Source organism: Paenibacillus sp. FSL K6-3182 (genome assembly GCF_037976325.1).
In the GTDB taxonomy this organism is placed as follows: domain Bacteria; phylum Bacillota; class Bacilli; order Paenibacillales; family Paenibacillaceae; genus Pristimantibacillus.
In genome coordinates, this window is the sequence record NZ_CP150265.1 from 2,879,471 (window position 1) to 2,898,268 (window position 18,798).

The 18,798-nt window shown below is 45.7% G+C and carries 14 protein-coding genes; all 14 read left to right on the top strand.

Features of this window, described 5'->3' with window-relative positions:
* Positions 1-44 precede the first annotated feature (44 nt).
* A complete protein-coding gene (locus tag MHH56_RS12325) occupies positions 45-2,429 on the top strand; it encodes a glycoside hydrolase family 95 protein (protein ID WP_339208528.1) in 2,385 nt (794 codons plus the stop codon).
* A 5-nt stretch (positions 2,430-2,434) separates the two neighbouring features.
* Positions 2,435-5,263 carry a glycoside hydrolase family 3 C-terminal domain-containing protein gene (locus tag MHH56_RS12330; protein WP_339208529.1) on the top strand — a complete coding sequence of 943 codons (2,829 nt, stop codon included), beginning with the start codon at positions 2,435-2,437 and terminating at the stop codon, positions 5,261-5,263.
* Positions 5,264-5,405: 142 nt separating this feature from the next.
* Positions 5,406-5,759 (top strand): hypothetical protein, encoded by a 354-nt coding sequence (locus tag MHH56_RS12335; RefSeq protein ID WP_339208531.1) that lies wholly within the window; start codon positions 5,406-5,408, stop codon positions 5,757-5,759.
* A gap of 207 nt (positions 5,760-5,966) precedes the next feature.
* Positions 5,967-7,769 carry a sensor histidine kinase gene (locus MHH56_RS12340; RefSeq protein ID WP_339208532.1) on the top strand — a complete coding sequence of 601 codons (1,803 nt, stop codon included), beginning with the start codon at positions 5,967-5,969 and terminating at the stop codon, positions 7,767-7,769.
* Between the two features lies 1 nt (position 7,770).
* Complete coding sequence (locus tag MHH56_RS12345) at positions 7,771-9,318, top strand: response regulator transcription factor (RefSeq protein ID WP_339209576.1); 1,548 nt, start codon at positions 7,771-7,773, stop codon at positions 9,316-9,318.
* Positions 9,319-9,602: 284 nt separating this feature from the next.
* Entirely contained in the window at positions 9,603-10,562 is a 960-nt protein-coding gene (locus MHH56_RS12350; protein ID WP_339208534.1) for an ABC transporter permease subunit, read from the top strand.
* Between the two features lie 12 nt (positions 10,563-10,574).
* On the top strand, positions 10,575-11,468 hold the full coding sequence (locus MHH56_RS12355) for a carbohydrate ABC transporter permease (RefSeq protein WP_339208535.1): 894 nt from the start codon (positions 10,575-10,577) through the stop codon (positions 11,466-11,468).
* 70 nt (positions 11,469-11,538) lie between these two features.
* On the top strand, positions 11,539-13,263 hold the full coding sequence (locus tag MHH56_RS12360; protein ID WP_339208536.1) for an ABC transporter substrate-binding protein: 1,725 nt from the start codon (positions 11,539-11,541) through the stop codon (positions 13,261-13,263).
* A gap of 92 nt (positions 13,264-13,355) precedes the next feature.
* Positions 13,356-15,380: a beta-galactosidase gene (locus MHH56_RS12365; RefSeq protein WP_339208538.1), complete on the top strand. Its 2,025-nt coding sequence runs from the start codon at positions 13,356-13,358 to the stop codon at positions 15,378-15,380.
* A gap of 67 nt (positions 15,381-15,447) precedes the next feature.
* Positions 15,448-15,795 carry a hypothetical protein gene (locus tag MHH56_RS12370; protein WP_339208539.1) on the top strand — a complete coding sequence of 116 codons (348 nt, stop codon included), beginning with the start codon at positions 15,448-15,450 and terminating at the stop codon, positions 15,793-15,795.
* A gap of 78 nt (positions 15,796-15,873) precedes the next feature.
* Positions 15,874-16,326 carry a stage V sporulation protein AC gene (spoVAC, locus tag MHH56_RS12375; protein ID WP_144376849.1) on the top strand — a complete coding sequence of 151 codons (453 nt, stop codon included), beginning with the start codon at positions 15,874-15,876 and terminating at the stop codon, positions 16,324-16,326.
* Position 16,327: 1 nt separating this feature from the next.
* Positions 16,328-17,350, top strand: coding sequence for a stage V sporulation protein AD (gene spoVAD, locus MHH56_RS12380; RefSeq protein WP_339208540.1), 1,023 nt, complete (start codon positions 16,328-16,330; stop codon positions 17,348-17,350).
* Positions 17,347-17,697: a stage V sporulation protein AE gene (spoVAE, locus tag MHH56_RS12385; RefSeq protein ID WP_076270075.1), complete on the top strand. Its 351-nt coding sequence runs from the start codon at positions 17,347-17,349 to the stop codon at positions 17,695-17,697. The genes spoVAD and spoVAE overlap by 4 nt, the downstream gene beginning before the upstream one ends.
* 140 nt (positions 17,698-17,837) lie before the next feature.
* The gene (locus tag MHH56_RS12390; RefSeq protein ID WP_339208541.1) at positions 17,838-18,794 is read left to right on the top strand and encodes a MoxR family ATPase; all 957 of its coding nucleotides are present in this window, start codon (positions 17,838-17,840) and stop codon (positions 18,792-18,794) included.
* The last annotated feature ends 4 nt before the right edge of the window (positions 18,795-18,798 follow it).

Sequence of the window (18,798 nt, forward strand, 5' to 3'; positions counted from 1 at the left end):
TTTTTTAAACACTGTGAACAGAGCGATAATAGGAGACCAAAAACATGGGATATAAAGCAGAGCAGCTTCATCCGTTAAACCTTTGGTATAAGCAGGAGGCTTCACGATGGGAGGAAGCACTGCCCATTGGGAATGGCCGACTAGGCGGTATGGTATTTGGCGGCGTGGAACAAGAACGCATTCAATTAAATGAAGATACATTGTGGTCAGGCTTTCCGCGGGATACGAACAATTACGAAGCGCTGCGCTATTTAAAGCGAGCTCGGGACTTCATAGCAGATAAAAGATTTGTTGAGGCGGAACAGTTAATCGAGGCGAAGATGCTCGGAACAAACACAGAGTCCTATCAACCGATGGGCGACTTGTTTATAGAGCAGCATTTTGAACACGCGCATGATCAGGCTGCAGATTACATTCGCAAGCTTGATATCGATGCAGGCATCGCTGCTGCACGGTTTCAAGTGGGTAAAACGGTTTACTCGCGCGAGATGTTCGTTAGCGCGGTGGATCAAGTGTTATGCGTTAGATACGAGTCAGAAGGAGAAGACCTGCTAGAGCTTACTGCAGCGATGGCTTCCTCCGTACAGTTTGGAATCGAGGCAGCAGGCAGCGACGCTATCGTGCTTCACGGTCGTTGTCCGAGTCATGTAGCAGACAATTATATGGGCGATCATCCGCTGGCTGTACAGTATGAGAATGATCGCGGCATTACGTTTCAAGGAAAACTGAGAGTCAAGATAGAAGGCGGCAAACTATCGATAAACTGCGATAAGCAAATAAATATTCAAGGGGCAAGCTCGGCTACATTTCTATTAAGCGCAGTAACAAGCTTTGTGAACTTTGATGTTCAGCCAGACAAAACAGCTGCTGATCTGGCCGAGCAAAACGATCGCCTACTGGAGAAAGCATTAACATTTAGCTATGAACAGCTGCGAGAGCGCCATGTAGAGGATCATCGAAGCTTATTTCAACGCGTACAGCTAGATTTGGGGCGGACGGCACAAGCTCAATTGCCGACAGATGAGCGGCTGGAAAACTATAAGCAAGGCAAACAAGATCCAGCATTGGAAGCGCTGTATTTCCAATACGGCCGATATTTGCTTATGGCAAGTTCGCGGCCAGGCACGCAGCCGGCTAATCTGCAAGGCATATGGAATGACCGGGTTCAGCCGCCTTGGAACAGCGACTATACGACGAATATTAATACGCAAATGAATTATTGGCCGGCGGAAATAGGGAATTTGAGCGAATGCCATGAGCCGTTGTTTCGCTTGATTGAGGAACTCAGCATCACGGGAGCCCGTACTGCGGCTATTCATTACAACAGTGCAGGCTGGGTAGCGCATCATAATGTGGATTTATGGCGGACATCAACGCCGACAGCCGGTCATCCAAGCTGGGCTTTCTGGCCGCTTGGCGGCGTTTGGCTGACGCAGCATTTATGGGAGCATTATTTATATCATCCGAGTGAAGCCTTTTTGAGAGAAAAAGCTTATCCCTTAATGAAGGGCGCAGCTTTATTTTGTTTGGATTGGCTACAGGAGAATAACAAAGGGCAGCTGATGACTTCGCCATCCACGTCGCCAGAGAATAAATTTCTGACCGCACAAGGCGAGGTTAGCAGTGTTGCTGAGTCATCTGCTATGGACATTACTTTAATTGGCGAGCTGTTTGATCATTGCGCAGCAGCTGCGAGCTTGCTCGGAATCGATGCATCTTTCAAGCAGCAGCTAGAAGCAGCGAGGAGCAAGCTTCCTCCGCTGCAAATTGCGCCTAATGGACAAATGCAGGAATGGCATGATTATTTCGAGGAGCACGAGCCTGGGCATCGTCACGTATCCCATCTATATGGCTTATTTCCAGGTACGTCCATCAATCAAGAAACAACTTCGGAGCTTGTGGAAGCGGGCCGCCTTTCACTTGAGAGCCGCATAAACCACGGAGGCGGCCATACAGGCTGGAGCTGTGCGTGGTTAATTAACTTATTTGCGAGGCTGAAGGATTCGAAGTCTTCTTATCACTTTATCCATACTTTGCTTGCACGCTCTACGCATCCGAATTTGTTCGATGATCATCCACCATTTCAAATCGATGGGAACTTTGGCGGTACGGCGGGCATTGCAGAGCTTCTGCTGCAAAGCCATTTGGGTTATATCGAGCTTCTGCCAGCGCTTCCGGGTGCATGGCCGGCAGGCTGCGTGAAAGGTCTTAAAGCGCGCGGAGGGTTTGTTGTCGATATGGAATGGACAGATGGCAAGCTGGCGGCTGGCCGCATGCAATCCACACACGGATCGATTTGCAGTTTGCGATCGAAGGAATCCATTACCGTTGTTGCTTCTGACGGTACAGCTATCAATGCGTCAAAGCCATTTCCAACAAACAAAAATGAATGGTATAGCATATTAACATCCACGATAGAGGGGGAGTAAGCATTATGACGACCAGTATACGTTTTCCATTTGAAAATATAGAGCTTCCGCTTGAAGAACGGGTAACCGATCTTGTTTCACGTTTTACGCTGGAAGAGAAAATTGAATCGATGGTTCAATACCAGCCTGAAATTGAGCGATTAGGCGTAAAGCCGTACAAACATGGGACGGAAGCGGCGCACGGAATGGCGTGGTTAGGCGAAGCGACCACGTTCCCTCAGCCCATCGGGCTTGGCTGCACTTGGAATCCCGTGCTGCTGAAGGAAGTAGGCTCTGCAATCGGTGACGAAGCACGCGTTTACTTTCAGCGAAACCCAGCCATCAACGGCTTGACGCTGTGGGCGCCAACGGTGGATATGGAGCGAGATCCGCGCTGGGGAAGAACAGAAGAGGCTTATGGAGAAGATCCTAAGCTGACAGGTGAGCTAACAGCCTCGCTGGTACAGGGCATTCAAGGCGATCACCCGCTTTACTTTAAAGCGGTAGCGACCTTGAAGCATTTTATCGGCAATAACAATGAAATCAATCGCGGCAGCTGCTCGGCAAGCATCGATCCGCGCAATATGAAGGAATATTATCAAGCAGCTTTCAAGCCTGCTTTCGTCAAGGGCGGCGCTCATTCGATGATGACCTCGTACAACTCGGTTAATGGCACGCCTACTATTTTGCACGAGGATGTAAACAAAGTAGTGAAAGAGGAATGGGGCATGAACGGCTTCATCGTCAGCGATGCGGGAGATTTGCTTGGTATCGTCAACGATCATCATTATTATGATTCTTATAAGAAGGCAGTAGCTCATTCCATCAAAGCAGGCATCGACAGCATAACGGATGATAAAGAAAAATCATGCGCGGCTATTCGCGAAGCTTTGTCAGAAGGGCTGCTGTCTGAGCAGGATTTGGATAAAGCACTCATTAACACCTTTCGTGTACGTTTCCGCTTGGGAGAGTTCGATCCCGCTGAAGGGAATCCATACGCGGATATGTCGGAATCGAAACTATGTGCGCCCGAGCATAGACAATTATCGCTGCGGGCTGCAAAAGAGTCGATTGTTTTGCTCAAAAATGAGAACAAAACGTTGCCGTTGAATAAAGAAAAGCTAAGCCGTGTAGCCGTTATCGGGCCGCTTGCCGACGTTGTATACCGAGACTGGTACTCTGGTTCACTGCCGTACAAAGTAACACCACTTGAAGGCATCAAGAGCAAGCTTGCCGGCAAAGAAGTAACATTCAGCAGCGGCAATGATCGCATTCAATTGAAATCAGCTGCGAATGGTAAAGTATTGCGCGCATCCACAGACCATGCAAACCGCCTGCAAGCGACTGAATTGGATGAGGAAGGCGATACATTTGAGGTGACGGATTGGGGCTGGGGCAGTTATACGCTAGCGAGCATGGATTCCGGCAAGCTGCTTACAAGCGCAGATGATGTCAATATTGCAGCAGCTGCAAGCGAAGCTTTTGGCTGGTATGTGAAGGAAGTGTTCAAGCTTGATGAGCAATCCGAAGAGAAATTTGCGATACGAACTTGGAACGGCAAGCTGGTCACTGCCCCTAATGGCGGCGCAGATACCCTTCAAGTTACGGAATCAGCGGATATTGGAGCAAGTGAGCTGTTCTCTAAAGATGTCATCACGAATGGAATTGCAGAAGCGGCAGCTGCAGCCAAAGCAGCAGAAACGGCAATTGTTTTCGTAGGCAATAATCCGCTTATTAACGGGAAAGAAGAAATCGATCGTCCAAGCCTTGACCTTGCCGCTTCGCAAAATGAATTAATTAGCGCGGTATTCGGTGCTAATCCGAACACGGTCGTCGTAGTTATTGGAAGTTACCCATTTGCACTTAACAAAGTAAACGAGCAAGTTCCAGCGATTGTTTATTTATCACATGCGGGTCAAGAGCTGGGCAATGCCATTGCTGACGTTTTGTTCGGTGATTACTCGCCGGCTGGACGCTTGAATATGACTTGGTATAAATCAGAAGAGCAGTTAACCGATCTAATGGATTATGATATTTTGAAAGGAAAACGAACATATCTTTATTTCGATGGCGAACCGTTGTATCCATTTGGCTATGGTCTTAGCTATGGTTCATTCCGATACGGCCCGCTTGAGATTACGAATAACGCTGCGAGTATGAACGGCAGTGTAACGGTGGAACTGCAGGTTACGAATGAGAGCGGCATCGCAGCGGATGAGGTTGTCCAATTATATGTTCGAGTAGAGGGCTCAAGGGTACAGCGTCCGCTTAAGAAGCTGGTTGGCTTCACGCGGATTTCATTCCAGCCTGGAGAGACGAAGCAAGTAGAACTTGTAGTTCCAGCAGAAGAGCTTGCTATTTGGGATGTAACACGGGACCGTTTCTGCCTTGAATCGGCGGCTTATACGTTTGCAGCTGGTGCCTCTTCTGCTCATCTCCTTGCCGAGGGTACAATAACAATCGAAGGCGAGACCATTCCACCACGTCAGTTATCCCCGCAGACGCGGGCGGAAAACTATGATGATTATGCGCATGTTTATTTGGATGAGAGCAAGGAAGGCGGAACGGCAGTCCGTTTATCGCAAGCAGAGGGCTGGATCAAATTTAATGATGTTGATTGGTTAAACGGCCCAAGTGTATTTGAAGCTCGCGTTTGCGGCGGCGCTCAAGGCGGAGAGTTGTCTATTCAGATGATCAGCCCGGCCGCTGTTTTTAGAGGCTCATACTCGGTTGAATCAAGCGGTGAGCAAGAATGGCAAACGATTCGTATTGATCTGCCAAGCTGCAAGCTGAGAGGCGATCTGGTAATTGGTTTGACGGAAAGTGTGAAGCTGAGCTTCTTCCGCTTTCAATAATAAGAGTAACTTCATACGGAGCTGTCTTCAGGTGCTGTATAGCGCTTGTTGCAGCTCCGTTTTTGCGTTTATGGTTGCTTTTTATGTAATGCCGCTTTATTCTTTAAATGAACAATGAGCATCGACAGAGGAGCTAGTCCATATGGCAAACGACATTGAAATCAACTTGTATAAAGATTGGATAAATACGGTGAAAGAAATCTTTCGGGGGTCAGGACATCCCTTGCCTGAATCCATTAGCGATCGGGAGGCAGCATTTGCTTACTTCTCGCAGACCGCACAATCGGAAGAGGAAGCAGAGCAGCAGGCGGATGCGAATGAAGAACGCCTTGCCTCGCTGCAGCAGACGATCATCGATCATTTTGAAACGGTTATTGTGCCGGATATTCGCAGCAGAACAAATTATGCAGGCGATCGTTTTGCTTTCAAATGGTTGTACAACAAAGGCGAGCATATCGTTGAAGAGCACTCATCCTACCGAATTCCGCTCTCTTAAGAGCGGGATTTTTGCATCGTATAGGCAGCGCTTCCATTTTGTCTAATTTTCATATGATAAAATATTGAATTAGTAATGTAGGCACGACAGATTACCAGCATTATAATGTAGATGCCTTAAAATTTTACGCGAAAAAGTAAACGCTTACCTCAGCCGATACTAACGAATGAAGTTTGCTGCGCAAAGCTTTAAGGAGGAGCCGTTTGTATGAAGAAGAGCATTCGAACAATGGGGCAAAGAATGAACAATATTCGAATCAAAAAGAAACTAATTATTTCTTTTATTCTCGTTGTTTTTGTACCGGTGCTTATCGTAGGCATTTTTCTTACCGTCGCTTTTAGGCAAAATGTACTTGATCAAGCGACCCAGCAAATTACGAATAACGTCGAGCGAATTAAGAAGCAGACCTTGGATATTATACGCATGCCAATCGAAATTTCCGACAAGCTGCTGGTCGATAGCAGGTTAACGAACGTCGTCAACACGCAATACAGCTCCACGTTTGATGTCGTTAAGGCGTTTTGGGATTACCGTGATTTTAAAGATTACATTCAACTATACAGTGAAGTCTACAATATACGCTTTTATACGACGAATATGACGATACTCGACAACTGGGAGTTTCTGAAAGTTACGGATCCTATTGCAGAGACAGACTGGTATAAGTCAGCAATGGAGCGCGACGGCATTCACTGGGAATACATTAAGGATGAAACCAAAAATAACCGCCGTTATTTGAGTCTTATTCGGAAGATCACGTTCCCAACGTATCGGACAAGCGGTGTACTAGTGATAGGCGTGAATCAGGATGAGCTTAATGCGATGATTAGCCAAGAGCCGTTTGATACGATGATTATTGATGACAATGGTTATATGATTGCAGCGAAAAATCCCGAATGGGTAGGTAAAAATATTTCTGAATTAGACTTTGCCAGTAAACTGACGAATAAAGCAGCAGGCACCTATGAATTCAAATATGATGGAAAACCTTCGAAAATTGTTATCGAGGATCTTCAGCCCGAATCAAGCTTTAATCGGTTGAAAATCGTATCGGTATTTACAATTGATAGTATTGTAAGTGGAGCTAATCGGATAAGCTTGCTTGGGCTAGGCATTATTTTGCTAAGCTTAGTTATAGCCTTCGTTATGATTTATATTTTTTCTGCGATTATATCGAAGCGGATGCTGGTCCTGAATAAAGATTTGAACAAAGTAGCGATGGGAGATTTGAACGTGATTTCGCATGTGACAGGCAATGACGAGATTGGCATCCTGTCCAAGCAATTCAACAACATGGTCGTTAGTATTCGTGGCTTAATGGATGAGGTAGCGGAATCGCATAAACAGCAGGCGCAGCTGCAGCTTAGACAGAAGGAAATTAAACTGAAAATGATGGCTAGCCAAATTAATCCTCATTTTTTGTTTAACGCGCTTGAATCGATTCGAATGAAAGCTCATATCAAAGGCGAGACAGAGATTTCTTCAATCGTTCGTATGCTTGGTAAAATGATTCGTCGAAATTTAGAGATAGGCGCGCGCAAAATTGCATTAAAGGATGAACTCGAAATGGTGCGCTGCTATTTGGAAATTCAAAAATTCAGATACGGCAACGATCGATTGACGTTTCGCCTCGATATCGATGCTAATGGTCAGGAGATCGAAATTCCGCCGCTCATAATTCAGCCTCTCATCGAGAATGCTGTTGTGCATGGTCTTGAAAATGTTGCTGAGGGCGGATTCGTATGGTTAAAGACAGAGGTCAGTGATCATATGCTTCGGGTCGAGGTATCCGACAATGGCGTAGGAATCAGCGATGAAAAGATTCATGAAATCAATGAATCGCTGCATGATATGGAAGAAGAGGAAGAATACCGAATCGGGCTGCGCAATGTCCATCAGCGGCTGGTCATGATCTATGGGGATGGATATGGCTTGACGCTGACGAGCGAGCTTGGAGCGGGTACACGCATTACTTTTGAAATTCCAATAGGGGGTCATTCGCTTGCATAAAGTGCTCATTGTAGACGATGAACCGATGATTCGAGAAGGACTGCAAACATTAGTTGATTGGAGCAAATACGGATTTGCCGTCGCAGGGACAGCATCCAATGGACGCGAGGCAGTCGAGAAGCACGGTGTGCTGAGTCCTGATTTGATTCTGATTGATATCCGCATGCCTGGCATGGATGGACTACAAGCGATTGAGGAAATAAGGAAAACAGACAATAGCTGTCATTTTTTAATTTTGAGCGGCTATGCGGAGTTCAATTATGCTAAGCAAGCGATCGCGCATAATGTGGATGGTTATATTTTAAAGCCGATCGATGAAGATGAGCTGGAGAGTTATGTCGAACGAGTCTCTGCTCAGCTCCAAAGTCAGTCGGAGCAGCGTCAAAACACAGAGCAATCGGCTGCTTTACTGCGTGAGGAGATGCTGTATCAGCTCACAAGCGGGAAGCTGGATGCAAATACGGCTAACGGCCACGAGCTGAAAACATTATTGGGTGAGCCGGCGAAATATTACCAGCTGATGTTGATCGAGCTCTACAGCAGGGAGCATTCCCTTACGCTGAATGCAACGCTCAAGAAGAAGCTGACGGACATTGTTGAAGAGAAGCAAATCGGCTGGGTTTTTTCTGCCGAGCCTTATATTGGGATATTGCTTAAAGATTATGTGCTTCAAAATGGCTCGCGCGAGCAAATGAAGCTGTGGATCGAGGAATGCTGCGGAACGAAGGTGAAATTTGCAGCTGCGGCAAGCGAACCCGTTCGTGAACCCGCGGAGCTGCAAAAATGGTCCATGCCCATTCACGACTTATTGAAGCAGCGGTTCATGCTGCAAGGACAGTTCATCCATATGGCGTCTTTAGCCGAGGAAAGACAGCAGGCGGAGGCTGAGCTTAGCAATCAATTATCAATCGAAAGCCTTGCTCAAAAGCTTTATTATATGCTGGATATCGGGAGCAAAGAGGGAATGGACAAAGCGCTGCAGGAGGCGTCAAAGCAAATTATCGCTTATGATTGTTCCGAGCCGTTCGTCAAATCGAGCTGGGCGCAGCTTCTCACGATCGTACTAAATAAAGCGGCCTTGTCTAATCCGCAGCTATCGCTCCATGAGGATCTGTCGATGATTACCGCCTTGTACCTTGCCCATCATTATGAGGAAATGATTGCGCAGCTGCAAACCCGTCTGTCGGAGCTGGCGATGAAAACTTCGAAATCAGACAGCTTGTCGGTCATGAAACAAATGACTGACTTTATTGAACGTCATTATAGCGAAAATATTAAGCTGGAAACGCTGGCTGATCTATTTAATTACAATAGCGGCTATTTAGGAAAAATGTTCAAAAACTATACGGGTGAGCATTTCAACACGTATTTGGATCAAGTGCGAATCCAGCATGCCATTGAGCTGCTGCAGGAGGGGCTCAAGGTTCATCAGGTGTCGGAACGGGTCGGATATGCGAATGTTGATTACTTTCATAGTAAATTTAAAAAGTATAAAGGGGTATCGCCCTCATCCTTTAAAAGTATTTCTGGTAGAACGGCTTTGGAATAGGAAGCTGTTGTTCCTATAATCTTATTATTACAAACATCTATTTCACAGGACTGATAGAGTCGCTGGCGAGCTAGATGTTTTTTTTATTTTTTTATATAACCAACGGTTATGAAAACGCTTGAAAGAACGTATTTTCATATGATTTTAGGTCTAATTATATGGGTGCCGGAGGAAAGGTTCTATCGTTTATGATAAGTACAGATAAGAGAGGGTAAGCTACTCACCACATAAGGTAGCTTGCGAAGACGTTTTTGCACGAAGCAGAAACAGTAGGAGGAGCAGCTATGAAACCGCTAACAGATAGTCCTAAGCAGTTAAGGGCGACAAACAAATGGAATCGATTTTGGTTCAAAGCCATTCAGCAGCGTTACTTGTACATGATGTCGCTGCCGTTCGTCATCTGGATCTTCCTATTCAGCTATGTGCCGGTATGGGGCTGGTTGACCGCATTTCAGAATTATAAGCCGAAAAACGGGATATTGAATCAAAAATGGGTAGGCCTTGAAAATTTCGTAGAGCTGTTTCAAGACGAAAGATTTTATATCGTTTTGCGAAACACGCTGGCAATGAGTACGATGGGGCTTATCGTAGGGTTTACGATTCCAGTTATTTTTGCTCTATTGCTTAATGAAATAAGAGGGCAGTTCTTTAAGCGCTCTGTACAAACCATTTCATATTTGCCGCACTTTGTATCTTGGGTAGTTGTTGCGGGGCTTGTAACGAAGATACTCTCAACAGACGGCGGTGCGATTAATCAATTATTGATGTACCTTAACATCATTGATACGCCGATTCAGTTTATGGCCAAGGGCGAATGGTTCTGGAGCGTCGTAACTTTATCGGATTTGTGGAAGGAAATGGGCTGGAATTCCATCATCTTTTTAGCTGCGATGGCGGGAATAGATCCTGAGCTTTATGAAGCATCGACTGTCGATGGGGCAGGCAGATTCCGCAAAATGTGGCATATTACATTACCGGGAATTAGAACAACCTTTATGGTGCTATTCATTTTATCGATCGGTCATTTAATCAGCATAGGCTTCGAGAAACAGTTTTTGTTAGGAAATCCTCTTGTATCCGATTTTTCAGAAGTGCTCGATCTGTATGCGCTGAAGTACGGTATTCAAATGAGCCGATATTCGTACGGTACGGCAATCGGTATCTTTAACTCCGTAGTCAGCATCCTATTAGTGTTTATCGCGAACGGAATTTACAAACGAGTCACCAAAGAATCAATCATATAGGAGGTGCGGTACATGCAAGGAGCTATGCGAAGAAGTACAGGCGATAAAGTTTTTGACACATGCATTTATGTTTTCATGATCATCGTTGCTATCGTAACGTTGTATCCGTTCCTGAATGTACTAGCGATATCATTTAATGATTCGGTAGATACGGTAAGAGGCGGTTTAACTATATACCCTCGCGAATTTACACTCAAAAATTACGAGACGATTTTCGGCTTTGAGGGATTGCTTGTAGGCTTCAAAAACTCGGTTATTCGTACCGTTTTGGGAACGCTCATTGGGGTGTTGTCGGCATCGATGATGGCTTACACCTTAAGCCGTCCAGACTTCCAAGCAAGAAGGTGGATGTCCATCGTATTCGCACTCACGATGTATTTCTCAGGCGGTCTCATTCCAGGGTTTCTGCTTATGAAAAACTTAGGTTTGATTGGTACGTTTTCGGTTTACATCATTCCTGCTATTTTGAGCGTTTGGAACGTGTTTATCGTCCGCTCTTATATTGACGGGCTTCCGTATGCACTTCAAGAATCAGCCAAAATTGATGGGGCAAATGATTGGACTATATTTTGGAAGGTTATCCTTCCGCTTTGTCAGCCTGTACTCGCTACAATTGCTTTGTATATTGCTGTTGGACACTGGAACGCTTGGTTTGATACTTACTTGTTCAATAATAGGAGTCCAGAGAATACGACACTGCAGTATGAGCTGATGAAGGTGCTGCTATCCACGCAAACGGGCAGTAATTATCGTGATCCTAATGCGCAGCAAACGCTGGCGTCGGTTTCACCGGAGTCTATCAAGATGGCGATTACGATCGTCGTTACGGTACCGATTTTGCTAGTTTATCCTTTCCTTCAGAAGTATTTTGTCAAAGGCATGACGCTTGGCGCAGTAAAAAGTTAATATTGGTAATAGCAGGTTTCCTGTTATATACACGAGCATGATGAACGAGAAAAAGGGAGGCTTTCAAGCAATGAAAAGAAAAATGCAAATGGCTTTAAGCTTGGTATTGGCACTAGTATTCGTATTTGTCACGGCATGCGGCAATTCGAATAATGAAGGCGGCAAAAATAAAGAAACGAACGCGCCAGGCAATTCCACGAATTCACCTACAAATGCAGCAGAGCCTGAGAAGGGTGATCCGATTACGATTCGTATCGCTTCTGGCGACGCGAACCCGAGCTGGGATGATATGAAGTCAGATGTAGGGCAATTTATTGTAGATAAAACAGGCATTACGATTAAACAAGAATTCCCTGTCGGCGGCAGCGACACAGATATGTTTGCCCTTATGGTAGCAAGCGACGAGTTTCCAGATATGGTTATGCCAAAAGGCAGCGCAGGCAAATTGGTTGATGCTGGCGCACTGATCGATCTTCGACCTTTGATTGAGGAGCACGCACCGAACTTGAAAAAGATTTACGGTGAATACTTTAATCGTCTTCGTTGGAGCAAAGATGACGACGCGATTTATGTGCTTCCCCAAGACGGCGTAGGACAAACCTACTTCGAAGCTGGCGGCGGTTTCCAATTGCAGCATCAAGTGCTTGAAGCGGCAGGTTATCCAGAAATCAAAACGGTACAAGACTATGAAGCTGCAATCAAAGCTTATATTGAGAAGAACCCTAAAACAGCTGATGGCCAGCCGACAATCGGCATGTCGCTTAACGGCGGTGAATGGCAAATTCTAATTTCAGTTACAAACCCGGCTTTCTATGCAACAGGTGCTCCAGATGATGGCGAGTTTTTCGTTAATCAAGACACACATGAAGCGATCATGCATTACCAGCGTCCTGAGGAAAGAGAGTATTTCCGTTGGTTGAACCATATGAACGATATCGGTTTGCTTGATAAAGAAAGCTTCGTACAAAAATACGATCAATATAAATCAAAAATTGCTTCCGGCCGTGTGCTTGGACTGATTGACCAAAACTGGGATTATGGCGAAGCAGAAAACGCTTTGAAAGCAGCTGGCAATTTTAAATCAACTTACGCTCGTTTTCCTGTAACGCTGAATGATACATTCCAAGATCACTCCTTCCAAGGCACAGGTTATCTATCTGGATATGGAATTGGGATTACAAAGGATGCCAAAGATCCAGTACGCTTAATCAAATTCCTTGATTACCTTGCATCTGATGAAGGTCAAGTATTAGTGAACTGGGGTATTGAAGGCAAGCATTACAATGTAGAAGGCGGAAAACGAGTTATTCCTGCAGATGTTCAAGCTCAAAAATCAAATGACGGCAATACATTCAAGAAAACGACAGGTATTGGCAACTACTTGATTTCTGCTCGCTACGGCGATGGCGTGAAGGATCCTTCTGGAAACTACTATACGACGACATTCCCTGAGCAAATTCAAACCGCTTATTCCGAAGAAGACAAGAAGACGCTTGCGAAATACAATGCAAAAACGTACAGAGACCTATGGCCTGCTGACGATGCATTTCCTGTTCGCAAATATGGGGCAGCTTGGACACTTCCGTTCGAGACGGGCTCGCAAGCAAACGTTATTTTCCAAAAAACACAAGATATTATGAAAAAACGTATCCCTGAAGCGATTCTTGCTAAACCAGCAGACTTCGATAAAATCTATGATGCATTTCTGAAAGATCTTGATGATGCGGGTGTAGCAAAATTGAATGCTGAATTTACAAAAATGGTGCAGGATCGTGTGGAACTTTGGTCGAAATAAGACTCAAAGTGAACTGGTAGGGAGAGGGCTCATCTAATGAGCTCTCTCCCTTGCTGTTAATTAACATAAACTGAAGGGAGATTGAAATAAAATTGATTAACGAAAAACTTCCGAAAATATGGTACGGCGGAGACTACAACCCTGAGCAGTGGGATGATGAGACGATGACGGAAGATCTTCGCATGTTCAAGCTTGCGAACATTGATGTTGCTACGGTTAACGTTTTTTCTTGGGCGCGCATTCAACCAAGTGAAGAAACCTATGATTTCACTGAGCTGGATAACATAATTGACAGACTTCATGGCGACCAAATCGCTGTTTGCCTTGCTACAAGTACGGGGGCTCATCCGGCATGGATGGCGAAGAGATATCCGGATGTCACTCGTGTCGATTATGAGGGCCGCAAACGTAAATTTGGAGGACGCCACAATTCCTGTCCGAGCAGCCAAACCTACCGGCAGCATTCGGGACGCATCGCTGGGAAGCTGGCTGAGCGTTATAAGGATCACCCTGCAATTGTCGCATGGCATATTTCAAATGAATATGGCGGCTACTGTTATTGCGATAACTGCGCCGACGCTTTCCGAATATGGCTGCAAAAGCGTTATCACACGATTGAACAATTGAATAAGGTTTGGTACACAAATTTCTGGGGCCATACCTTTTATGACTGGGAAGAAATTGAACCGCCTAATGCGCTTAGCGAGGAATGGGGCGGCAATCGATCCAACTTCCAAAGCATATCGCTTGATTATCGCAGATTTCAATCGGATGCTCTGCTTGATTGTTATTTAATCGAACACGAAGAAATTCGCAAGAACTCGCCCAACATTCAAATTACGACAAATATGATGGGTACTTACCCTGAGCTTGATTATTTCAAGTGGGCAAAACATTTGGATGTCATCTCGTGGGACAATTACCCGTCGATCGACACACCTGTAAGCCATACAGCAATGACGCACTCGCTTATGCGCGGTTTGAAAAGTGGACAGCCCTTTATGCTGATGGAGCAAACGCCGAGCCAGCAGAACTGGCAAGCCTACAACGCTTTGAAGCGCCCTGGCGTCATGCGGCTTTGGAGCTATCAGGCAGTAGCGCATGGCGCGGATACCGTCATGTTCTTCCAGCTGCGCCGCTCGATCGGAGCATGCGAGAAATATCATGGCGCTGTCATTGAGCATGTGGGCCATGAGCATACGCGCGTGTTTCGTGAGTGCGCGGAGCTTGGTCATGAACTGACGAAGCTTTCAGATAAGCTGCTTGATTCGCGAATTGATGCAAAGGCAGCCATCGTATTTGACTGGGAAAACCGCTGGGCAGTCGAGCTGTCCAGCGGACCGAGCGTTGCTTTAAAATACGTGGACGAGGTTCATAAGTATTACGATGCTTTGTTTGAATTGAATGTTCAAACCGATATGATCAGTATTGAAGAAAACTTCGAGCAATATGATCTCGTTATTGCACCGGTCATGTATATGATTAAACCGGGTTTTGCGGAGAAGGTTGAAGCGTTCGTGGAACGCGGCGGCACCTTCATTACGACTTTTTTCAGCGGTATCGTTAATGAGAATGATCTCGTAACTACGGGCGGCTATCCAGGCAAGCTGCGCAAGGTTCTCGGCATTTGGGCGGAGGAGATCGACGCGCTGCTGCCAGGACAACACAACCAAATGGTGATGAAAAAAGTTGATGGGGCTCTCAGCGGCACTTATACATGCAGTCTGCTATGTGATTTGATCCATTCTGAAGGCGCTGAGGTTGTTGCTGAGTACGGCTCGGATTTCTACAAAGGCATGCCAGCGGTTACCGTCAATAAATTTGGCAGCGGGGAAGCTTGGTATATAGCTTCCAGTCCTGATAAAGAGTTCCTGCAGGCGCTGCTCACGAACTTATGCAAGGACAAAAGGATTGAGCCAATCTTGTCCGTGCCTACAGGGGTCGAAGTAACACGCAGAAATAAAGATGGGAAATCCTTTACTTTTATTTTGAACCATAACTCCGAGCCTTCCGAGCTTCAGCTTGGCGCTCAGCAGCGAACAGAGCTTCTCACGGGTGAGATTGTCAGCGGCGCTTATAGCTTATCTGCTAAAGGCGTTATGATTATTGAACAATAAAACATCTGCCTATTGAAATCGTTTTTGAAATCGCCCTGGATAAGCTCCGCAGTTGGGTGTTTGGCATATGCTGTTGATAAAAGCCCGGTGTGAGGGGAGCTGCACTTTTGTCTACGAAGCGGCAACGTCATTTATTGAGCTTGCTCGTGCTCATAATGTATGTTTTACTCGTTCTTTTGTTATTAGCCATATTTATTTAAATAAAGGGTTGCCTGCGACTAAATCATTAGTCGGGGGCAATCCTTTTTTTAATGTAATAAAGAATATTATTTGCTCCAGATTATCTTGTATATCTCCGTCAAAGCTGATGCAGCATCCAGAGGACATTGATGGCGTTTTTGTTTTTGTTGGAATATTGCAACCTGCTATTACAAATAATGAACCAGAAGAAAGCAAAGCGGTTACGGAACTTTAGCTTCAGGCATAGAGAAAAACCGTAGCGGAAAAGGAGGATGGTTTTGTGGCGACCAAAAGCAAAAGTCATTACAAAAAAATGTCCATGTCACCAAAAGAATATCAATCGTTCGCAAAAACGATGGAGCCGCCTCGATCTGTACTTGGAAATTGTTTGAAAGCATTCGTTTTTGGCGGGGCAGTATGTGTATTTGGACAGGTTATACAGGAGCTTTATGTCCATTTGATGGGAATGAGCGAAGAAGCGGCAAGCAATCCTACAGTTGCAACGCTTATTTTGATATCGGTTATTCTAACGAGCCTAGGCGTGTACGATAAAATTGCGCAATGGGCTGGTGCTGGCTCAGCAGTGCCTGTAACCGGATTTGCCAATTCCATGTGTTCAGCTGCTTTGGAGCATCGGAGTGAAGGTCTAGTTCTTGGTGTTGGCGGCAATATGTTTAAGCTGGCTGGTTCAGTTATTGTTTTCGGTACAGTCGCAGCTTTCTTCGTCGGTATCGCTCATCTTATTCTCGGAACTGGGGGTCAGTAATATGCTGCGAGGGAAACAATCATGGTGGTTTGAGAAACGCCCGGTAATAATCGGCGAAGCGACCGTGGTCGGTCCTGATGAGGGAGATGGTCCGCTTGCAGCCGATTTTGATCTCGTCCATCCTGAGCTGGACATGCAGCAAAAAAGCTGGGAGAAGGCAGAGCGGTTGCTGCTGGAGCAAGCCTCGGAGTTTGCGATTCAAAATGCCGGCATCGAACGCGACCAGCTTCAGTTTTTTGTCGGCGGAGATCTCATGAATCAAATTATTAGCAATAGCTTTGCTGCTCGATCACTTGGAGTACCATACATTGGAGTATTTGGTGCATGCTCCACCTCAATGGAGTCATTGGCGCTTGCATCGCTTTTTGTGAACTCTGGCTCAGCCACTCATGTGCTGGCGGGCACTTGCAGTCATAATTGTACGGCTGAGAAGCAATTTCGTTACCCAACAGAATATGGCTCACAGAAGCCGCCAACCGCTCAATATACCGTTACGGGTTCTGGCGCAGCTGTTGTCGCTGCAGAAGGTGATGGCCCAGTCGTGGAATGTGCAACTATCGGCAAGGTCATTGATCTTGGCATAACAGATCCATTTAATATGGGAGCTGCAATGGCACCCGCAGCTGTAGATACGATACAAGCCCATTTTAATGATACAGGCCGATCTCCTCGTGATTATGATTTAATTGTAACGGGTGATTTGGCTGGAGTAGGGCATCCCATTGCAAAGGAATTGCTTATGAAAAACGGCGTTCCGATGAACGAAACAGTGTTTGGCGATTGCGGCCTTATGGTATATGACGTTCAGAAGCAGAAGGTACAGGCAGGGGGCAGCGGATGTGGTTGTTCAGCCGTGGTTACTTACGGACATCTGCTCAAACGAATCAAGAAAGGCGAATTAAACCGAATTTTAGTCGTGGCGACGGGCGCTTTATTATCGCCGCTCTCGTTCCAGCAAGGCGAGAGTATTCCATGTATAGCACATGCTGTTGCCATTAGCGCAGGAGGGAGCAAGCATATATGATCTTTTTGTGGGCTTTTTTAGTTGGTGGAGGAATTTGTGTCATCGGTCAGCTGATGTTTGATGTTCTCAAGCTGACTCCTGCTCATACGATGTCGACCTTAGTGGTCATTGGCGCTATCGTTGATGGTTTTGACTTATATGAACCGCTTGTCAAGTTTGCTGGAGCGGGAGCTACGGTTCCGATAACAAGCTTTGGTAATGCCCTCGTACATGGTGCATTAACCGAATTGCATACGCAAGGCTGGATTGGCGTTATATCGGGTATCTTTAAAGTAACTAGTGCCGGCATTTCGGCAGCGATTATATTTTCCTTCTTGGCAGCACTTGTCGTCAGGCCGAAAGGATAACCATTTATGCACTTAAGTTGGAGGGTCCTGTGGGATCTTCCAATTTTTTTTGTAGCGAAAAAATTTGTGCACTGTAAAGGAAGTACTGTAAAATAGTAGTATTGAATACTAACTCATGCGTTATTTCGGGAGGTTATGAAATGGATATTCGTCCTGCAGACATGCAATTATGTTCTACTATTCTCCGAAACTTAGAATCTTGTATCCTCGGCAAACAGGAAGAGATCCAAAGATTGTTAATTGCCGTCGTTGCAGGTGGACATGTTCTGCTTGAAGACGTGCCAGGCACGGGCAAAACACAATTAGTGAAAGCGTTGGCAAAGTCAATAGGCGGCCAGTTCCGCCGGATACAATGCAATCCCGACTTGCTGCCAACTGACATAACAGGCGTTTCCATTTATCATCCCAAACAAGAAACCTTTTTATTTCGTCCGGGTCCAATTATGGCTAATATATTGCTAGCTGATGAAATCAATCGCGCGACAACGAAGACACAATCTGCTTTGCTTGAGGCGATGGAAGAAGGACATGTAACGGTTGATGGCGATACATATGAGCTGCCTCGTCCATTCGTTTTGCTCGCTACCCAAAATCCAATAGAATTTGAAGGCACCTATACGCTTCCAGAGGCGCAGCTGGACCGGTTCATGATGAAGCTGTCGCTCGGTTATCCAAGTGAAACAGATGAGCAGCAAATGGTGCTCTCTAATGAAGGAATACATCCATCTGATCGCATTCAGCAAATGATTAATATATCCGATATGATCCAAATTCAAGACCAAGCTCTTAAGGTGCATATTGATGACGCCGTAGGCAAATATTTAGTTTCATTAATAAGAGGAACGAGGGAAAACGTGAATGTAATGCTCGGAGCAAGTCCTCGTGCAGCGCTAGCGCTGGCAAGAGCGGCTAAAGCGAGCGCTTATATTCAGCAGAGACAGTTTGTAACGCCTGATGATGTGAAGGAACTTGCTCCATATGTGCTTTCGCACAGGCTTCTTCTGAGAATGGAAGCTAGAATGAACGGTCTTAAAGCGGAGGATATCATCGAGCAGGTGATTCAGTCCACGAAAGTACCGGTTCGGCTAGAGCGTTAGTCGT

Excerpts from the sequence above, each read along its gene's own strand:
- MHH56_RS12370 (WP_339208539.1), top strand. The coding sequence starts at position 15,448 with ATGCTGTTGATAAAAGCCCGGTGTGAGGGGAGCTGCACTTTTGTCTAC.
- MHH56_RS12340 (WP_339208532.1), top strand. The coding sequence starts at position 5,967 with ATGAAGAAGAGCATTCGAACAATGGGGCAAAGAATGAACAATATTCGA.
- spoVAD (WP_339208540.1), top strand. The coding sequence starts at position 16,328 with ATGCTGCGAGGGAAACAATCATGGTGGTTTGAGAAACGCCCGGTAATA.
- MHH56_RS12360 (WP_339208536.1), top strand. The coding sequence starts at position 11,539 with ATGAAAAGAAAAATGCAAATGGCTTTAAGCTTGGTATTGGCACTAGTA.
- MHH56_RS12335 (WP_339208531.1), top strand. The coding sequence starts at position 5,406 with ATGGCAAACGACATTGAAATCAACTTGTATAAAGATTGGATAAATACG.
- MHH56_RS12350 (WP_339208534.1), top strand. The coding sequence starts at position 9,603 with ATGAAACCGCTAACAGATAGTCCTAAGCAGTTAAGGGCGACAAACAAA.
- MHH56_RS12330 (WP_339208529.1), top strand. The coding sequence starts at position 2,435 with ATGACGACCAGTATACGTTTTCCATTTGAAAATATAGAGCTTCCGCTT.
- spoVAC (WP_144376849.1), top strand. The coding sequence starts at position 15,874 with ATGTCCATGTCACCAAAAGAATATCAATCGTTCGCAAAAACGATGGAG.
- MHH56_RS12355 (WP_339208535.1), top strand. The coding sequence starts at position 10,575 with ATGCAAGGAGCTATGCGAAGAAGTACAGGCGATAAAGTTTTTGACACA.
- MHH56_RS12390 (WP_339208541.1), top strand. The coding sequence starts at position 17,838 with ATGGATATTCGTCCTGCAGACATGCAATTATGTTCTACTATTCTCCGA.
- spoVAE (WP_076270075.1), top strand. The coding sequence starts at position 17,347 with ATGATCTTTTTGTGGGCTTTTTTAGTTGGTGGAGGAATTTGTGTCATC.
- MHH56_RS12325 (WP_339208528.1), top strand. The coding sequence starts at position 45 with ATGGGATATAAAGCAGAGCAGCTTCATCCGTTAAACCTTTGGTATAAG.